This window comes from Bradyrhizobium sp. BLXBL-01 (assembly GCF_051853025.1).
In the GTDB taxonomy this organism is placed as follows: domain Bacteria; phylum Pseudomonadota; class Alphaproteobacteria; order Rhizobiales; family Xanthobacteraceae; genus Bradyrhizobium.
Window position 1 is genome coordinate 8,101,830 of sequence record NZ_CP182471.1, and the last position, 16,538, is coordinate 8,118,367.

Sequence of the window (16,538 nt, forward strand, 5' to 3'; positions counted from 1 at the left end):
GCGGGCGGTTTCTTGAACGCATGTGGTGATCGACGTCGCGAGCGACGCTCGGCGATGCCCGCAAGCCTCAACGCGTCGGAAGGCGTGCTGAACGAGATCGAAGCGGTTATGCCGGCAGGAAGAGCGCGAAGGGCTCTTCCACCGTGCGGCGCAGGTGCTTTCGGTACAGCTCATAGTTGGCATCGCCGGACGCAACCCGGCCCAGCGACGGCTTCGCAACATTCCTGAGCGGCACATAGGCGATCGGCGCCGCGATCGGCGTGAGCTGCGACCCGGGCCCGGCGCGCAGCGTCGAGATGATGCCATACATCTCGCCCGACACCGTCGGCCGCGACACCGTGATCACGCGGTGCTGGCCATGCTTGATGATGACGAGGTAGATGAAGCCGGACTGATGCGGGACGGCGACCTCGCCGGTATGTTCGTAGGCGGCATCGGTCCGATCGCCCTCGCGAAAGACCAGCGACGAGACCTTCGGCTCCCACGCGATCTCGGTGCGATAGGCGAAGATCGCATCCTTGTCGCCAAACGACGGCCGCAAGGTGATGTAGACGTCCTCGAGCCAGGTCACTGCGCGATGGGCATAGGAGCCGAGGCTGTCGGGCGCGACGTCGCTTGCGGCCGCAGGCGTCGCCACGACAACACTTTTGCGCAAGGAGACGCCGAGCGCCTGCTCCAGCCGGACGGTCGTCGCGAGCGTGAACGGGCGCCGGCCGCCGAGCACCTTCTCCAGCGTCGACAGGCTCAGCTTGGCCTGCTCGGCCAGCGCCTGCCGGGAGATGCGGCGCCGGGCGAGCTCCTCGCGAATGGTCTCGGCGATCTCGCGGCTCTGCTCGTCCGAAAGCTGCTTGTCGGTGAGTTTGTCCTGCGTCTGCATCGTCAGCCCCGCTCCAGGATGGTCACTCTAGCAGGGCGGACAAACCAGCACAAAACCGCACATGACCGCCCCGGCCGAAACGAGCCGGGGCCGGCCGCGGCGGAACATTGCCGATCATTCTGCTCGCGAAATGCCGCCCCGCCGGCGGATGCTGAAGGCTAGCAAACATGCTGCGGGAGCAACCCAAATGGACGCCTACGACACGGCCGACAGCGACGAACACCCCCTGTTGAGCCGCCTCATCAAGGTCGGACTGTTCCTTCTCGCGCAAGGCATCGCAGTGATGCTGGTCGCCTTCCTGGCCCTGCTGGTGAGTTTTGGCGCGAGTTGGTCGGCAACGACCGAACAGGCAGGCCTGCTCCAGCCCGGCGAAGCACGCTCGGGCAGCCTGCTGCTGAAGCAGGACGGCGCCACCCTAGAGGCGATCCGCCTCGGGACCGATGTCGACATCACGGTGTCGGGCCCGACCTTGCGCGCCCGCGTCACGCAAGCATTCCGCAACCCGAGCAAGGATTGGGTCGAGGCCACCTATGTCTATCCGCTCGCGCCCGGCGGCGCCGTCGACACGCTGAAGATGGTGGTCGGCGACCGCGTCATCGTCGGCGACATCAAGGAGCGGCAGCAGGCGCGCGTGATCTACGAGGAGGCGCGCCGCGCCGGCCAGAAGGCCGCGCTCACCGAGCAGGAACGGCCGAACATCTTCACCAACTCGGTCGCCAATATCGGTCCCGGCGAAACCGTGCTGGTGCAGATCGAGTACCAGGAGCCGGTGCATCAAGTCGACAACGAGTATTCGTTACGCCTGCCGCTCGTGGTCGGGCCGCGCTACAATCCCGCGCCGATCGTCCAGAGCGTCGACTTCCGCAAGGATGGCTCGGGCTGGGGCGCCGCGACGTCGGACCCGGTGCCGGATCGTGAGCGCATCTCGCCCCCTGTGCTGGACCCGGCCCGGAATGCGCCGGTGAATCCGACCAGCATCACGGTACGCCTGCAGGCCGGCTTCGCGCTCGGCGAGGTCAAGAGCCACCATCACAACGTCAAGACGGAAAGCCCGGACAATGCGACGCGCGTGGTGACGCTCGCCGACGGTGCCGTGCCCGCCGACCGTGACTTCGAGCTGACCTGGAAGCCGGCTGCGGAGAAAGCGCCGTCGGTCGGCCTGTTTCGCGAGCATGTCGGCGACGCCGATTATTTGCTCGCCTTCGTCACCCCGCCGAGCGCCGAGCAGGCGACGCAGAAGCCGCTGCCGCGCGAGGTCGTGTTCGTGATCGACAATTCCGGCTCGATGGGCGGCACCTCCATCGTGCAGGCCAAGGCAAGCCTGCTCTACGCCCTCGGCCGCCTGCAGCCGAATGACCGCTTCAACGTGATCCGCTTCGACGACACCATGGACGTGCTGTTTCCGGCCTCCGTCCCGGCCGATGCCGCGCATGTCGGCGAGGCGACCTCCTTCGTCGGCGCCTTGCAGGCGCGCGGCGGCACCGAGATGGTGCCGGCGATGCGCGCGGCACTGACCGACAAGCTCGGCGACACCGGCATGGTCCGCCAGGTCGTGTTCCTGACCGACGGCGCGATCGGCAACGAGCAGCAATTGTTCGATGCGATCACGACGATGCGCGGCCGCTCGCGCGTCTTCATGGTCGGCATCGGATCTGCGCCCAACACCTATCTGATGACCCGCGCCGCCGAGCTCGGCCGCGGCGCCTTCACCCATATCGGGTCCGTCGAGCAAGTCGAGGAGCGCATGCGCGGCCTGTTCGCCAGGCTGGAGAATCCGGCCGTGACCAGCCTCACCGCAAAGTTTTCCGAGGCGAAGTCCGACGTCACCCCGGCGATCATTCCCGACGTCTATCGCGGCGAGCCTCTGGTGCTCGCGGCCAGGCTCGACAAGCTCGCAGGCGCGCTCGAGATCAAGGGTCGCGTCGGCGACCGTCCGTGGTCGGTGACGCTGCCGCTGCAAAACGCCGCCGAAGGCAAGGGTCTGTCGAAACTCTGGGCCAGGCGCAAGATCGCCGATGCGGAGGTGGCACGCACCCTGCGCGAGATGACACCCGAAGACTCCGACAAGGCGATCCTGGCGCTGGCGCTCGACCATCAGATCGTCACGCGGCTGACCAGCCTCGTCGCGGTCGACAAGACGCCAAGCCGTCCCGAAGGCGCGCCGCTGAAGCTCAGCGAGCTGCCGATCAACCTGCCCGCGGGCTGGGAGTTCGAGAAAGTGTTCGGCGAGCGGCCGCATCTGACGCCGACACAGCTGCGCGAACGTCACGCCGATGCGCGCAATCAGCCGGCGACGCGGCGGCCGACGCCTGCCGCACCCGACGCGATCCGTCTGCCCAAGACCGCAACCTCGGCCGAGCTGAAGATGATCGCGGGCTTCATCCTGATCGTGCTCGCCCTGGTCCTGTTCGTGTTCAACCGGCGTCAGCCCTTGCTCACTGACACCGTTTGAGAGAGGAGCCCCCCGAACTCCTCTGTTAGCGCGCGCGGCTGCCCGTCCCCTCCAAACGGCCGCGCGCGCCTTTTTCTCACGGTCATTGCGAGCGCAGCGAAGCAATCCAGGCTGCCTCCGCGGAGAGACTCTGGATTGCTTCGCGGAGCCTGTCATCGGGCCGCGCTTCGCGCGGACCCGGTGGCTCGCAATGACGATCGTGGATAAAATGCCCCGCCTCATCTCTCCGCTGATCCTGGCGTTGATCGGCCTCATCCTGTTCGGCGACGGCGCCTACATCCATGCCAAGGCCTGGCTGGCGCAGGTGCTGCTGGAGCGGGCATTCGACCGAAGCGTTGCGACAAGGCAGGCGGTGAAGCCCTGGTCATGGGCCGACACCTGGCCGGTCGCGCGGATCGAAGTCAAGCGGATCGGCGCCAGCGCGATCGTGCTGGAAGGCACGAGCGGCCAGGCGCTTGCTTTCGGGCCGGGCCATGTCCAGCACACGGCTGAAGCGGGCGAGCGCGGGATTGCCGTCTATGCCGCCCATCGCGACACTCATTTTCGCTTCCTGAAAGATGTTGCCATGGGTGACGTCATCGATGTCACACGCAGCGACGGTCGACATTTTCGCTATCGCGCAGATTCCTCGGCCGTGGTTCGCTTCGATGCGTCGGGCATCGATCCCATGGCACAGGGTTTCGAGCTTGTTCTCGCGACTTGCTGGCCCTTCGATGCCGTCACATCCGGCCCCGAGCGCTACACCCTGCATGCAACATTGATTAGCGGCGACGGATAGATCGGACTGACACGCACCGATGTGCACTTCATTCCACCACACGGCATACCAGCCACACAGTTGCCAAAGGACTCGCCATAGAACAGAGTGACGCGACACCAATAAGAACAACAGGTGAGGTCACGCCATGGAAGCCCATGTGTCTGCTGCATCCGCGTCCCGTCCATGGTCTCCGCCGCCCGATGCCAGCGACATCATCAAGGGCATCCATGCCATGCTGCACCCGCACAACATCGTGCTGGTGGGCGCGACCGACAAGCCCGGCAATTATGCCGAGCGCATCTGGAACAATCTGATCAAGTACGGCTACGAGGGCGGCCTCTATCCGGTCAATGCCAAGCGCGACGCCATCTGGGGCGTTCCCTGCTACAAGGACTTTGCGAGTCTTCCGGAGAAGCCCGATCATGTCCTGGTGCTGGTGCCTGCGCGCTTTGCCGTGCAGGTGATCCGCGACGCCGCCGCGGCCGGCGCGCGTTCGGCCACCATCGTCACCTCGGGCTTCAGCGAGCTGCAGGATGACGAAAGCCAGAAGCTCGCTGCCGAATTGCAGGCGGCCGTGCGCGAGACGGGGCTCGCCGTGACCGGCCCGAACTGCCTCGGCAATTTGAGCGCCGGCGAAAAGCTCTTCACCAATATCGACGATCGCATCGTCACCATGGAGCAAGGCGCAGTCGCGATCGCCGGCCAATCCGGCGCCATCGTCATGGCGATCCGCCAGGCGCTGGAAGACCGCGGCGTCGGCGTCGGCTACATGGTGACCACAGGCAACGAGGCCGGACTCGAGACGCCGGATCTGATGCGCTATTTCGCCGAGGATCCGAGCATCAAGGTGATCGTCGTCTACCTCGAAGGCGTGCGCAACACCAAGGCCTTCCGCGACGCCTGCAAGGCAGCACGCGCGGCGAGCAAGCCCGTGATCGCCCTCAAGCTCGGCGCCTCCGAAGGCGGCCGCGCCGCGGCGATGGCGCATACCGGCGCGCTCGCCGGCTCGATCGAGACGTTCGACGCGATCGCGACGCGCGAAGGGGTGATCCGGGTCGGCGGCCTCGACGAGCTGATCGAGACCACCGAGTGCTTCGTCCACGCTGGCTTGCCCAAAGGCGACCGGCTTGCCGCCGTGACGCTGTCCGGCGGCAAGCGCGGCATGCTGATCGACGCCTTCTACGCCGCAGGCCTGAACTTCGCGCCGCTGAGCCCGCATGTCAGTGCGGAGCTCGCGAAGATGCTCGGCCCCGGCTCGATCGTCGGCAATCCGCTCGACGCCGGCTTCGCCGCGGTGGTCGATCCCTCCGTCTACATGAAGTCGATCAAGCTGATGATCGACGACCCCGATATCGACATCGTCATCGTCGATGCCGAGCTGCCGAAGGCGCCGCACGAGCTGCGCGAGCGCAACTTGCGCATCGTCAACGAGATGGCGAGCAGGGCGGGCAAGCCGGTGATCTATATCAGCGCGATGTCGATCGGCTTCACCGAGCACACCAAGGACTTGCGGAAGTCGCTGCCACATCTCGCGGTCATGCAGGGCATGGACCGGGCGGTGACCGCGATCAAGTCGCTGCTCGCTTACGCCAAGCTGCGCAAGGAGGTGCCCGACATCGTCTCGAGCTCGAAGCCCGCCGCGCGCGCCGTGCTGGAGAAGACGCTGACATCGGCAACCGCCGCCGCGCTCGACGAGGTCGCCTCGAAGAGGTTGCTCAAGGCCTACGGCATCCCGATCTCGCAGGAGGCGATCGCACAGACCGCGGTGGACGCGGTGAAGATTGCCAAGCAGATCGGTTTTCCGGTCGTGGCGAAGGTCGTCAGCGCCGAGATCCTGCACAAGTCCGATATCGGCGGCGTGGTGCTGAACCTCAATAGCGTGGCCGAGGTGAAGAAGGCGTTCGCCGACATCACAGCGCGGGTCGCGAAACTCAAGGGCAAGCCGAAGCTCGACGGCATCCTGATCGCACAGCAGGTCAAGGCCGAGCTCGAGCTGGTGGTCGGCGCCTCGCTCGATGCCGAGATGGGCCCGGTCGTGCTGTTCGGCACCGGCGGCATCGACATCGAGCTGATGAAGGACGTCGCGCTCGCCGGCGCGCCGCTGGACGCAAGCGAAGCACGGCTCCTGATCGGCCGCACCAAGGCCGGCATCAAGCTGCGCGGCTATCGCGGCAGGCCGGTCTTGCACGAGGCCTCGGCGGTGAAGGCGCTGGTCGGGCTGTCCAATTTGATTGCGGATGCGGGCGATCGCATCGCCTCGATCGACATCAACCCGTTCCTGATCAACACCAGGACCGGTGTCGCCGTCGACGCGCTGATCGTGCTGAACAATGCTGCGGCGAGGCGGGCGGCGGGACACTGAGGTGCGTAGGGCGGATTAGCGCCAGCGTAATCCGCCAATCTACACGACTGCTGAGGCGAAAGCGGCGGGTTACGCTTCGCTAACCCGCCCTACGTACCATCGCGGCCTTCTTCCAACCATCCCGCTTTGGCCCTAAACTCAGCCTCATGGCACGCGCGAGCAATCTTGTGATCGGAACGGCGACGCTGGCGGCGATCGCCGTGGCGTTCGGCGGCCTGCTCGGCGTGCAGAAATGGCGCACCATCCAGAGCCGCAGCCAGTTGCGCGTGGTGTTCGAGGGCGGCTCCGCCAGCGGCCTGCGCCGCGGTGGGCCGGTCAATTTCGACGGCGTGCCCGCCGGCCAGATCCTGTCGATCAAGCTGGAGAGTCCCCGCAGGATCGTGGCGCTCGTCATGCTCGACAATGCCGCGCCGATCCGCAAGGACACCGTGGCAGGCATCGAGTTCCAGGGTCTCACCGGCGTTGCCGCGATCTCATTGATCGGCGGCGTCCCCTCTGCACCGCCGGTGCCGCTGGACGCGGACGGCATCCCGGTGCTGACGGCCGATCTCAGCGACGCCGAAACCATCGTCGAAACCCTGCACAGCGTCGACCGCACCATCGTGAACAACGCCCCCGCCATCAAGGAGGGCCTGCACACGTTCGAGGCCACCACCGCCGACCTCAGGAGCAAGGGCGGCGAGATCGACTCCGTCATGGCCAAGGTAGACAGCGCCTTTGCTGGCTTCGACAAGGCGGTCGGGAAGATCGAAGGCGCGGTGCCGGGCTTCGTCAACGGCAAGGCGGACGAGCTGTTCGAGAAGATCCAGGGGCTGCACGAGCTTGCCGGCACCATGAAGAAAAAGTCGGCAGCCTATCTCGACGACATTCGCCGCTCGCTGCTCGACGTCAGCGAGGCCGCCAACAAGATGAGCGGCACGCCGGCGCCTGCATCCCCGCGCCCACCGCGCAAGCCCGAGCAGAAGAAGCAGTAGCCTCCTGACCCTCCCCTGGAGGGGGAGGGTCGATCGCGCGGAGCGCGAGCGGGGTGGGGTGATCTCTCAACGCGGGCAGTGTGTACTGCGGATAGACTGTCACCCCACCTCGGTTCGCATTGCGCTTCGCTGCATGCGAACCGATCCTCCCCCTCCAGGGGAGGATGGCAATCCCGCCGTGGCCTATCAATCGAGCTTACCACGCGTAGCGCACGAGACCCTTGCCGGCGTAGGACCGCGTGAGGTTCGAGAACTCGCCCTCGAATGTCGCCGACGCCGACCAGCCGTTCATCCAGTTCATCTGCACCGATGCCGTGGTCAGCGCGGAGTCGCGCGCCTGCGCGGCGCCGTTCACGACGAAGGCCGATCCCGGCAGCGTCTGGAACACCGCACCGACCGTACGGTCCGGATTGTAATCGTGCGCCCAGGCGAGGCGGCCGCGCAGGGTCATCAGGCCGCCGGCCGCGGCAAAGGACCGGTCGGCGCGCAGGCCGAGCTCGGAGCGGGTGCTGGTCACGTCCTTGGCGGCATAGTTGAGCGCGAAGACGTTGCTGCCCACCACCGCCGACTCGGCATAGGCGGGAAGGCTGAACAAGGTGGCCTGGAGCGCGGCGTAGGGCGTGACGCCGGCCCATTGCATGGCGTAGCGATAGCCGCCCTCGATGCGGCCCGAGACGGCGTTGGCGTTGAACTGCGCCCGCAACTGGTCATAGCCGGCGGCCGTCACGACGCGGTTGGTCGTAACGTCCTGCCAGCCATAGGCGAGCGCCGCCGTGACGTAGGCCGGTCCGGCCGTATGACGCAGGAAGGCGCCGGCCTGGAACAGATCGGAGCGCCCCCAACCGAGCCCGCTGACGTTGAATCCAGTCCCGCCGCCTGCGAGGGCGAAGCCCGCAATCGTCGACGGCGAGAAGCGGTAGTCGAGGCCCACGGCGGTGCCATAGACGCTGCTGGTGGTGTTGTTCGAGCCGAGGCCGGCGTTGCCGTCGGTGGTCTGCGAGCCGCCATAGCCGGCCGCCCACACATCCCAGCGCTGCTCGAACGTCGCAGCCGGCGCCTTGCGGTCGATCGCGGCGAAGGCGTCGCGCGCGGTCGTACGGGTTGCGGCATAGGCACTCGCGCTTGCGTCATCGGCATAGGGTGTCGCGCCGGGCGTGCCACTGCGCGCCGAGCCGAACACGTCGGTCAGCAGATTGATGAACAGGTTCATCGCCTCAAAGGTCGTCTGCTGCGATGCCGTCGCCGACTCGCCGGAGGCCTGGGTCAGGCCCGCCGGTGAAAGATTGGCGAGCGCCACGGGCAGGCTGCCAGTACTGCTGAAATAGTTGGTCAACACGTTGGCGACGTTCTGCTGATTGATGTTGAGCCCGCTGCCGTAGCCCAACGCGAGGTCGAGGTAGACGTTGTTGGGATCGTAGCTGAGCGTCGGGTGCAGGTTGGACGACAGGCCGGCGACGCCAGGATTGAACGTATCGGGCAGCGTCGCGGCGCTGAGGATCCTGTAGTGCTTCGCGACCGAGCCGGTGGGAACGACGACGACCGTCGCCCCGCCAAGCGTCGCCGTGCCGGCCACGACGGCGAGCCCGTTGTTGGCACCCGAGACCTGCACCATGTAGCTCGATGCCGACGTGAACGAGAGATTGCCGGCCACGTTGAGCGTCCCGGTCGGGCTGCCCGGCGCAAACGTACCGCCACTCACGGCAATCGCGCCGACCGAGCCCACGCCGCCGAACGTGCCGCCGGTGGCAATGCTCACGGTGCCGTTGATGGTGCCGGCGAGCATCAGCGTGCCGCCGAGCACATTCCAGTCCTGATTGCCGGTGCCCGTTACAATCCAGGTCGAGCTATCGACTTTGTTGAAGGTCGCAAAGCCGTCGTACTGGAGGCCGGTGCCGATCAGGTCGAGATTGAATGTATCCTTGCCGGTGCCGCCGAGCTGGAACGTATCGGTTCCGGTCGCCAGCACCTGGCCGTTGATGACGCTGCCGGGGCCGAGCGTCAGCGTGTTCGGGCCACAGATGCAGAACTCGATCGCGGCCAAACCCGTCGCGGCGTTGATGGTCCCCGAGTTGAAAACGCTTCCGCCACCACTGACGCTGATGCCGATGCCGCCAGCCCCGACATTGATCGTGCCGGTATTGACGATCTGGTTGGTCGTGCTGAAAGAGCTGACGTCGATGCCGACGCCGGCAGCGCCGACGGTGATGGTGCCGCGGTTGGTGATGACATTGGAGTCACCGTCAACAAAAATGCCTTCGGCGAAATCGCCGCCCGTAATTCGTCCGCTGTTTGTGATCGTGGCCGACGAACCAGAATAGGCGACGCCCACGCCGCCCAGGCCGACACTGATCGTGCCGCTCTGGCTTATGATGGCCCGGTCACCCTGCACAGAAATGCCGGCCGATGCGGTATCCCCCACCGTGATCGCACCGCCGTTGGTGACCTTGGCATCATCGCCCTGCACGGCGATGCCGACGCCGACATCGCCGGCCGTGATTGAGCCAAAATTGCTGACGGTCTGGACGTTGCCTTGCAGGAACATGCCGGCGGCGAACTGCCCGACCGTGATCGTGCCGGTGGCGGTGTTGGTGACCGTGTTGTTGTTGCTGATCGCCAGAATGCCGCCGGAGAATCCGGCGGAGCTTCCGACCGTGATTGCGCCGGCATTGGTGATGGTCGTGGCACCAAACGCGAAAATGCCGCTGGCACCGTCGCCGCCGGTGATCGTGCCCGTCACGACGTTGGTGATCGTGTTGTTCTGGCCGGAGAAGACACCCACGCCCGACGCGCCAACCGACAGTGCACCGCTGTTAGAGATGGTGTTGTTGTCGCCGACCGAGATCGCGGCACCGTTGTCCCCCGTCGTGATCGTGCCGGCATTGGTGATGACGTTTTGATTGATCGCCTGGATGCCGAGGCCGTTGTCGAGCACCGTGATGGTGCTGTTGTTGATCACGGTGCTGGAATTTCCAACGGCGATGCCGGTGCGGCCCGAACCTGCCGACACTGTCCCGTTGTTGGTAACTGTGTTCGAATTGTTGACGCCGATCGAGAGCGTGCCGTTGTCGTTCACGGTCGCGCCCGAGAGCACGTTGACATTGAGGCCGTCGACACCGGGCCCGGCCTGAAAGCCGTCGGTGTCGGTACCCGTACAGGTGACAGTCTGGCCGCTCGTGGCTGGATCCGGTGTGCAGGCCGCGTGGGCCGGCGACCCCAATAAGGTGAGCCCCAAAGCGAGCGCGACCATGCTGACGGATAAAGCGGCAACGCACTGCCGATCCCGCCGCCTCGATTGCCCCTCACCGCTCACGCCACGCTCCCAGCCGGTTCCGCGGGGGAACTTAGGCGATGAGAGGGTCCCGTAGAACTACGGCAAGGCCGGAATTCGCCCGTTTGCCCCTAACCAAGGCAGAATCCGGCAGTCATGTTGCAGCCGAGCCACGGTTTCAGGGCAGAATTCCCGTTCTGTATATCGAGGGGGATCGCAAGAAGCTCAATAGTTGCTGGCCGCCGATCCATTCGGAATGCCCTCGATCGGACATTCATCGGTACCCGGCGTCGCGCGGGTCATCGCCTCGACCATGTCGCGCGTGCCTTCGGGGTCTTTGATCCAGTTCTTGTAGAAATCATACGGGCACGCCGCGACGCCACGCGGGCTGTCGCCGGAATTGATCATGCCGGTGTAGCCGCGATGGACCAGCTTGTAGAGATGGTTCTGCGACTGGCCGTTGCGGCGCGCATCGCGGATCAGATGCTTCGAGAGCTGGGCGTACTGGATGCCGTAATCCTCCTCGCCGCATTCGCCGAGGGTGCGGCCGTCGAAGCCGATGATCGCGGAGTGGCCGAAGTAAGAGTAGACGCCGTCGAAGCCGGCGGCATTGGCGACCGCGACATAGACGTTGTTGGCCCAGGCCATCGCCTTGGAGATCATGACCTGCTGCTCCTTGGCCGGATACATGTAGCCCTGGCAGCGCACGATCAGCTCTGCGCCCTTCATGGCGCAGTCGCGCCAGATCTCCGGATAATTGCCGTCATCGCAGATGATCAGGCTGACCTTCAGCCCCTTCGGACCCTCGGAGACATAGGTGCAGTTGCCGGGGTACCAGCCTTCGATCGGCACCCACGGCATGATCTTGCGGTACTTCTGCACGATCTCGCCCTTGTCGTTCATCAGGATCAGGGTGTTGTAGGGCGCCTTGTGCGGATGCTCTTCGTGGCGTTCGCCGGTGAGCGAGAACACGCCCCACACTTTTGCCTTGCGGCAGGCTTCCGCAAAGATCGCGGTCTCCTCGCCCGGCACCATCGAGGCCGTCTCGTACATCTCCTTGGAATCGTACATGATGCCTTGCGTGGAATATTCCGGGAAGATCACGAGATCCATGCCGGGCAGGCCGAGCTTCATGCCGACGATCATGTCGGCGATCTTGCGGGCATTGTCGAGCACCTCGGCCTTGGTGTGCAGGCGGGGCATCTTGTAATTGACCACCGCGACGCCGACCGTGTCGTTGCTGCTGGAAATGTCACCGTGAAGCATGTTGAGCGCTCCTGTCTTCCGTTCGTGTGGGTCGTGGGTTAGTGGCTGATCATCCAGGGCCGCGCGGTCGGAAAGCCCTTGGCGCCGCTTTTGGTCTTGGTCATCAGCCGCGCCGGCTTTTTCCTGTCGGTCGGGCTCTTGTCCTTCACGGTCCTGCCCGACGAGCAGCAGCCGCAGCCCGGGCCATGCGAGGCCTTGTATTGCGCCAGCGTCTGCGGCGCGTGGGTGCTGCGCTCGTTGACGGCGTGCGCCTTGCGCTTCTCCGCCGGCATGCAGAAGAAGTTCGGCGCGGTCAGGATGACGCGCGGCGCCATGGTCTCGCAATGCGGACAGCTTTGCGGATCGTCGCATTCCGCCATCGGGCGCAAGTCCTTGAAGGGACCGCAATCGTTACAGAGATATTCGTAGACCGGCATCGCATCACCTACGCTCTTGCCTGTTCACACAACTCGCTGCCACCGTGCGCGTGGCGACAGCCCCTCACCCCGACCCTCTCCCCGTAAGAACGGGGAGAGGGGGCGCGGCGTCACTTGTCCGGCGAGATCGGCATCTGGATATCGCCGGTGATGTGCTTGATGGGTCCGGCCGCCGACGGCATCACGTCGAAGTCGAAGATCTCGGTCGGCAGCCATAGCGTGGCGCAGGCGTTGGGCACGTCGACCACGCCGGAGATGTGGCCCTGACACGGCGCGGTGCCGAGGATCGAATAGGCCTGGGCGCCGGAATAGCCGAACTTCTTCAGATACTCGATGGCGTTGAGGCAGGCCTGGCGATAGGCGATGTGGACGTCGAGATAATGCTGCTTGCCAGCTTCGTCGACCGAGATGCCTTCGAAGATCAGATAGTCCTTGTAGTTCGGCGTGATCGGCGACGGCTTGAAGATCGGGTTCTTGATGCCGTATTTCGACATGCCGTCCTTGATCACCTCGACCTTGAGGTGCAGCCAGCCGGCCATTTCGATGGCGCCGCAGAAGGTGATCTCGCCGTCGCCCTGGCTGAAGTGCAGGTCGCCCATCGAGAGACCGGCGCCGGGGACGTAGACCGGGAAGTAGATCTTCGAGCCGCGCGAGAGATCCTTGATGTCGCAGTTGCCGCCATGCTCGCGCGGCGGCACGGTGCGCGCACCCTCTGCACCGATCTTGACTTTCACATCGCCCTTGGCGCGGCCGCCATGGGCGGTCGGCGCGAACGGCGGATTGGCAAGGCCGGGCACGCGGGTCGGGTTGGTCGAGATCAGCTCGGCCTCGCGCTTGTTCCAGGTCTCCAGCATCTTCGGATCGGGCAGGCACCCGATCAGGCCGGGATGGATGAGACCTGCAAAGTTGACGCCGGGCACGTGACGCGACGAGGTGTAGAGACCCTTGATGTCCCAGATCGACTTCTGCGCCAGCGGGAAGTGGTCGGTGAGGAAGCCGCCGCCATTCTGCTTGGAGAAGAAGCCGTTGAAGCCCCACAGGCTCTCCTTGAGCGGGCCGACGTCGAGCAGGTCGACGACGAGGAGGTCGCCGGGCTCTGCGCCCTTGACGCCGATCGGGCCGGAGAGGAAGTGCACGATCGACAGGTCGATGTCACGCACGTCGTCGGCGGAATCGTTGTTCTTGATGAAGCCGCCGGTCCAATCATAGGTCTCGATGATGAAATCGTCGCCGGGATTGACCCAGGCCACGATCGGGATGTCGGGGTGCCAGCGGTTGTGCACCATGTCGTTCTCATAGGCCGACTTGGTGAGATCGACCTTGATCAGTGTCTCTGGCATCGAGATGCTCCCCTTTTACTGCGGTTGGTTAGACGGACAGATATTTCGAGACCTGCGCGGCATCGACGGCGTCGCGCGGATCGTCGCGCACGATCTCGCCGTTCTCGATCACCAGCACGCGATCGGCGATGTCGAGCGCAAAGCTCAGGACCTGCTCGGAGACGACGATCGAGAGCCCCTTCTCGTCGCGGATGCGTTTCAAGGTGCGCGCCATCTCCTTGATGATCGAGGGCTGAATGCCTTCGGTCGGCTCGTCCAGCAGCAGCACCTTCGGCTTGGTGGCGAGCGCGCGCGCGATCGCCAATTGTTGCTGTTGCCCGCCCGAGAGATTGCCGCCGCGGCGGCCCTTCATCTCCAGCAGCACCGGGAACAATTCGTAGATGTCGTCAGGCACCTCCGAGCCGCCGGACACGACCAGCCCGGTCTCGATGTTCTCCTTCACCGTCATGGTGGAGAAGATCATGCGGCCCTGCGGCACGTAGGCGAGGCCCTTGGCGACGCGCTCAAAGCTCTTGAGGTTGCCGAGCTCGGCGCCGTCCATGCTCACCGAGCCGCTTCGAGCCGGCAGGATGCCCATCAGCGACTTCATCAGCGTGGTCTTGCCCATGCCGTTGCGGCCCATGATCGCGACGATCTCGTTCGCCGCGACCTTGACGTTGAGCCCGTGCAGCACCTCGCTCTGGCCGTAGGCGACGTGGAGATCGGAAATAGCCAGCATGATGCGCTCCTAGGCTCGCTGTTGCTTCACCTCTCCCCACCGGGGAGAGGTCGGCGCGTAGCGCCGGGTGAGGGGGCGCAAGCCTATCGAGGGACCGGAACCCCTCACCCGAATGGCTGCGCCATTCGACCTCTCCCTACGGGAGAGGTGAACGGAGTGCGCAGCGCTCGTCCGCCCCGTACGCACCATCTCAGTGCCCCAGGTACACTTCAATGACCTTGGGATCGTTCTTGACCTTCTCCATCGTCCCTTCCGAGAGGATCTGGCCCTGGTGCAGCACGGTGACCTTGTGCGCGATGTCCTCGACGAACTTCATGTCGTGCTCGATCACCAGCACCGAACGGTTCTTGATGATGCGGTTGAGCAGCTCGGCGGTCTTGACGCGCTCCGAGACGCTCATGCCGGCGACGGGCTCGTCGAGCATCAGCAGGTCGGGATCCTGGATCAGCAGCATGCCGATCTCGAGCCACTGTTTCTGGCCATGGCTGAGCTCGTCGGCATAGGTGTTGAGCTTGTCCTTGAGGAAGATCATCTCCGCGACCTCCTCGACCCGGTCTTTGACCAGCTGGTCGCGCTGAAAGGTCAACGAGCCGAACACGGTGCGGCCGCGCGGGAACGAGATCTCGAGATTCTCGAACACGGTGAGATCCTCGAACACCGACGGCGTCTGGAACTTGCGTCCGACGCCGGTCTGCACGATCTCGTTCTCCTTCATCTTCGTGAGCTCCTTGCCACGAAACTGGATCGAGCCCGAGGTCGCCTTGGTCTTGCCGCAGATCAGGTCGAGCACCGTAGTCTTGCCGGCGCCGTTGGGACCGATGATGACGCGGATCTCGTTCTCCTCGACATAGAAGGAGAGGTCGTTGACCGCCTTGAACCCGTCGAACGAGACGGTGAGGCCGGAGACCGCGAGCAGGAAGTCCTTAGGCTGGTGTCCAATGAGCATGATCTACCCCCTCACTCTGCCGGCGCGCCGTCGGCGACCGAATTGTCGTTCCAGCCCGCCTTCGCCTTGCGCGAGGCGAACAGCCGGTCGATGCGCGGCTGCACGTAGTCGGCCCAGAGCCCGGACAGGCCGTTCGGGAAAGCGAGCACGACCGCGATGAACAGCGCGCCGAGGCCGAACAGCCAGAGCTGCGGGAAGGATTCCGACAGGCTGGTCTTGGCAAAATTCACCAGGATGGCGCCCCAGATTGCGCCGAAGATCGACATCCGCCCGCCGACCGCGGTGTAGATCACCATCTCGATCGACGGCACGATGCCGACGAAGGACGGCGACATGAAACCGACATTGAGCGCGAACATGGCGCCGCCGATCGCGGCGAAGATCGCGGCCATGCAGAAGGCGAAGATCTTGAAGTTGGCGACGCTGTAGCCGGAGAAGCGGACACGGTCCTCCTGCTCGCGCATCGCCACCAGGATGCGGCCGAGCTTGGTCAGACGGATGAACTGCGCGATGCCGATGCAGGCGAACAGCAGCACCACCTCGACGAAGTACAGGATGATCTTGGCGTGGTCGGGCCGGATGTCCCAACCCTTGAGCGTGCGCAGATCGGTCATGCCGTTGATGCCGCCGGTATAGCCCTGCTGTCCCACGATCAGGATGGTGAGGATGGCGGCGACGGCCTGGGTGATGATCGCGAAGTAGGTGCCGCCGACGCGGCGCTTGAACATCGCGGTGCCGATGATCAGGGCGAACAGGCCGGGGACCAGGATGATGGCGAGGATGGTGAAGGTGAGGCTGTGAAACGGCTGCCAGAACAACGGCAGCGCCGTGATCTGATTCCAGTCCATGAAATCGGGAATGCCGGGCGTCGACTGGATCTTGGTGTTCTCGACGCTGGAGGCCTCGAGCTTGAGAAACATCGCCATGCAATAGCCGCCGAGGCCGAAGAACACGCCCTGCCCCAGGCTCAGGATGCCGCCATAGCCCCAGCACAGCACGAGGCCGAGCGCGACAAAGGCGTAGGTCAGATATTTCGCGACCAGGTTGAGGCGGAATACATCCAGCGTCAGCGGCAGGATCACGAACAGCACGGCGGCGAGCGCAATGAAGCCCATCAGTTCGGATCGGTTGAAGAAGCGTGAGTTGATGATCATGACTT

Annotated in this window: 12 protein-coding genes; 4 read left to right on the top strand and 8 right to left on the bottom strand. The window is 64.9% G+C overall.

Going from position 1 to position 16,538, the window contains the following annotated elements; genetic code table 11:
* Window positions 1-106 precede the first annotated feature (106 nt).
* The gene (locus ACNJYA_RS37505; RefSeq protein ID WP_172788914.1) at window positions 107-877 is read right to left on the bottom strand and encodes a helix-turn-helix transcriptional regulator; all 771 of its coding nucleotides are present in this window, start codon (window positions 875-877) and stop codon (window positions 107-109) included.
* A gap of 187 nt (window positions 878-1,064) precedes the next feature.
* Between ACNJYA_RS37505 and ACNJYA_RS37510 the strand changes: the two genes are divergently transcribed.
* From ACNJYA_RS37510 to ACNJYA_RS37525, 4 genes are all read left to right on the top strand, one after another.
* Window positions 1,065-3,329: a marine proteobacterial sortase target protein gene (locus tag ACNJYA_RS37510; RefSeq protein ID WP_439401754.1), complete on the top strand. Its 2,265-nt coding sequence runs from the start codon at window positions 1,065-1,067 to the stop codon at window positions 3,327-3,329.
* Between the two features lie 208 nt (window positions 3,330-3,537).
* Window positions 3,538-4,107, top strand: coding sequence for a class GN sortase (locus ACNJYA_RS37515; RefSeq protein ID WP_439401755.1), 570 nt, complete (start codon window positions 3,538-3,540; stop codon window positions 4,105-4,107).
* Window positions 4,108-4,234: 127 nt separating this feature from the next.
* Window positions 4,235-6,451, top strand: a complete 2,217-nt coding sequence (locus ACNJYA_RS37520; RefSeq protein WP_439401756.1) for an acetate--CoA ligase family protein — start codon at window positions 4,235-4,237, stop codon at window positions 6,449-6,451.
* A gap of 146 nt (window positions 6,452-6,597) precedes the next feature.
* Window positions 6,598-7,425 carry an MlaD family protein gene (locus ACNJYA_RS37525; RefSeq protein ID WP_439401757.1) on the top strand — a complete coding sequence of 276 codons (828 nt, stop codon included), beginning with the start codon at window positions 6,598-6,600 and terminating at the stop codon, window positions 7,423-7,425.
* Between the two features lie 196 nt (window positions 7,426-7,621).
* Here ACNJYA_RS37525 and ACNJYA_RS37530 read toward each other — a convergent pair whose 3' ends face one another.
* From ACNJYA_RS37530 to urtC, 7 genes are all read right to left on the bottom strand, one after another.
* The gene (locus ACNJYA_RS37530) at window positions 7,622-10,672 is read right to left on the bottom strand and encodes an autotransporter outer membrane beta-barrel domain-containing protein (protein WP_439403517.1); all 3,051 of its coding nucleotides are present in this window, start codon (window positions 10,670-10,672) and stop codon (window positions 7,622-7,624) included.
* Between the two features lie 246 nt (window positions 10,673-10,918).
* Window positions 10,919-11,959 carry an aliphatic amidase gene (locus ACNJYA_RS37535; RefSeq protein WP_172788866.1) on the bottom strand — a complete coding sequence of 347 codons (1,041 nt, stop codon included), beginning with the start codon at window positions 11,957-11,959 and terminating at the stop codon, window positions 10,919-10,921.
* Between the two features lie 38 nt (window positions 11,960-11,997).
* Window positions 11,998-12,375 carry an FmdB family zinc ribbon protein gene (locus ACNJYA_RS37540; protein WP_439364920.1) on the bottom strand — a complete coding sequence of 126 codons (378 nt, stop codon included), beginning with the start codon at window positions 12,373-12,375 and terminating at the stop codon, window positions 11,998-12,000.
* 110 nt (window positions 12,376-12,485) lie between these two features.
* The gene (gene fmdA / locus ACNJYA_RS37545; protein WP_439364921.1) at window positions 12,486-13,715 is read right to left on the bottom strand and encodes a formamidase; all 1,230 of its coding nucleotides are present in this window, start codon (window positions 13,713-13,715) and stop codon (window positions 12,486-12,488) included.
* Between the two features lie 28 nt (window positions 13,716-13,743).
* Window positions 13,744-14,433, bottom strand: coding sequence for an urea ABC transporter ATP-binding subunit UrtE (urtE, locus tag ACNJYA_RS37550; protein ID WP_212255876.1), 690 nt, complete (start codon window positions 14,431-14,433; stop codon window positions 13,744-13,746).
* 190 nt (window positions 14,434-14,623) lie between these two features.
* Window positions 14,624-15,379: an urea ABC transporter ATP-binding protein UrtD gene (urtD, locus tag ACNJYA_RS37555; RefSeq protein ID WP_172788870.1), complete on the bottom strand. Its 756-nt coding sequence runs from the start codon at window positions 15,377-15,379 to the stop codon at window positions 14,624-14,626.
* Window positions 15,380-15,390: 11 nt separating this feature from the next.
* Entirely contained in the window at window positions 15,391-16,533 is a 1,143-nt protein-coding gene (gene urtC / locus ACNJYA_RS37560) for an urea ABC transporter permease subunit UrtC (RefSeq protein ID WP_172788871.1), read from the bottom strand.
* Window positions 16,534-16,538 lie beyond the last annotated feature (5 nt).

Coding starts and splice junctions, on each gene's coding strand:
- ACNJYA_RS37525 (WP_439401757.1), top strand. CDS start 6,598: ATGGCACGCGCGAGCAATCTTGTGATCGGAACGGCGACGCTGGCGGCG.
- ACNJYA_RS37510 (WP_439401754.1), top strand. CDS start 1,065: ATGGACGCCTACGACACGGCCGACAGCGACGAACACCCCCTGTTGAGC.
- urtD (WP_172788870.1), bottom strand. CDS start 15,379: ATGCTCATTGGACACCAGCCTAAGGACTTCCTGCTCGCGGTCTCCGGC.
- ACNJYA_RS37515 (WP_439401755.1), top strand. CDS start 3,538: ATGCCCCGCCTCATCTCTCCGCTGATCCTGGCGTTGATCGGCCTCATC.
- ACNJYA_RS37535 (WP_172788866.1), bottom strand. CDS start 11,959: ATGCTTCACGGTGACATTTCCAGCAGCAACGACACGGTCGGCGTCGCG.
- fmdA (WP_439364921.1), bottom strand. CDS start 13,715: ATGCCAGAGACACTGATCAAGGTCGATCTCACCAAGTCGGCCTATGAG.
- ACNJYA_RS37505 (WP_172788914.1), bottom strand. CDS start 877: ATGCAGACGCAGGACAAACTCACCGACAAGCAGCTTTCGGACGAGCAG.
- ACNJYA_RS37520 (WP_439401756.1), top strand. CDS start 4,235: ATGGAAGCCCATGTGTCTGCTGCATCCGCGTCCCGTCCATGGTCTCCG.
- ACNJYA_RS37530 (WP_439403517.1), bottom strand. CDS start 10,672: ATGGTCGCGCTCGCTTTGGGGCTCACCTTATTGGGGTCGCCGGCCCAC.
- urtC (WP_172788871.1), bottom strand. CDS start 16,533: ATGATCATCAACTCACGCTTCTTCAACCGATCCGAACTGATGGGCTTC.
- urtE (WP_212255876.1), bottom strand. CDS start 14,433: ATGCTGGCTATTTCCGATCTCCACGTCGCCTACGGCCAGAGCGAGGTG.
- ACNJYA_RS37540 (WP_439364920.1), bottom strand. CDS start 12,375: ATGCCGGTCTACGAATATCTCTGTAACGATTGCGGTCCCTTCAAGGAC.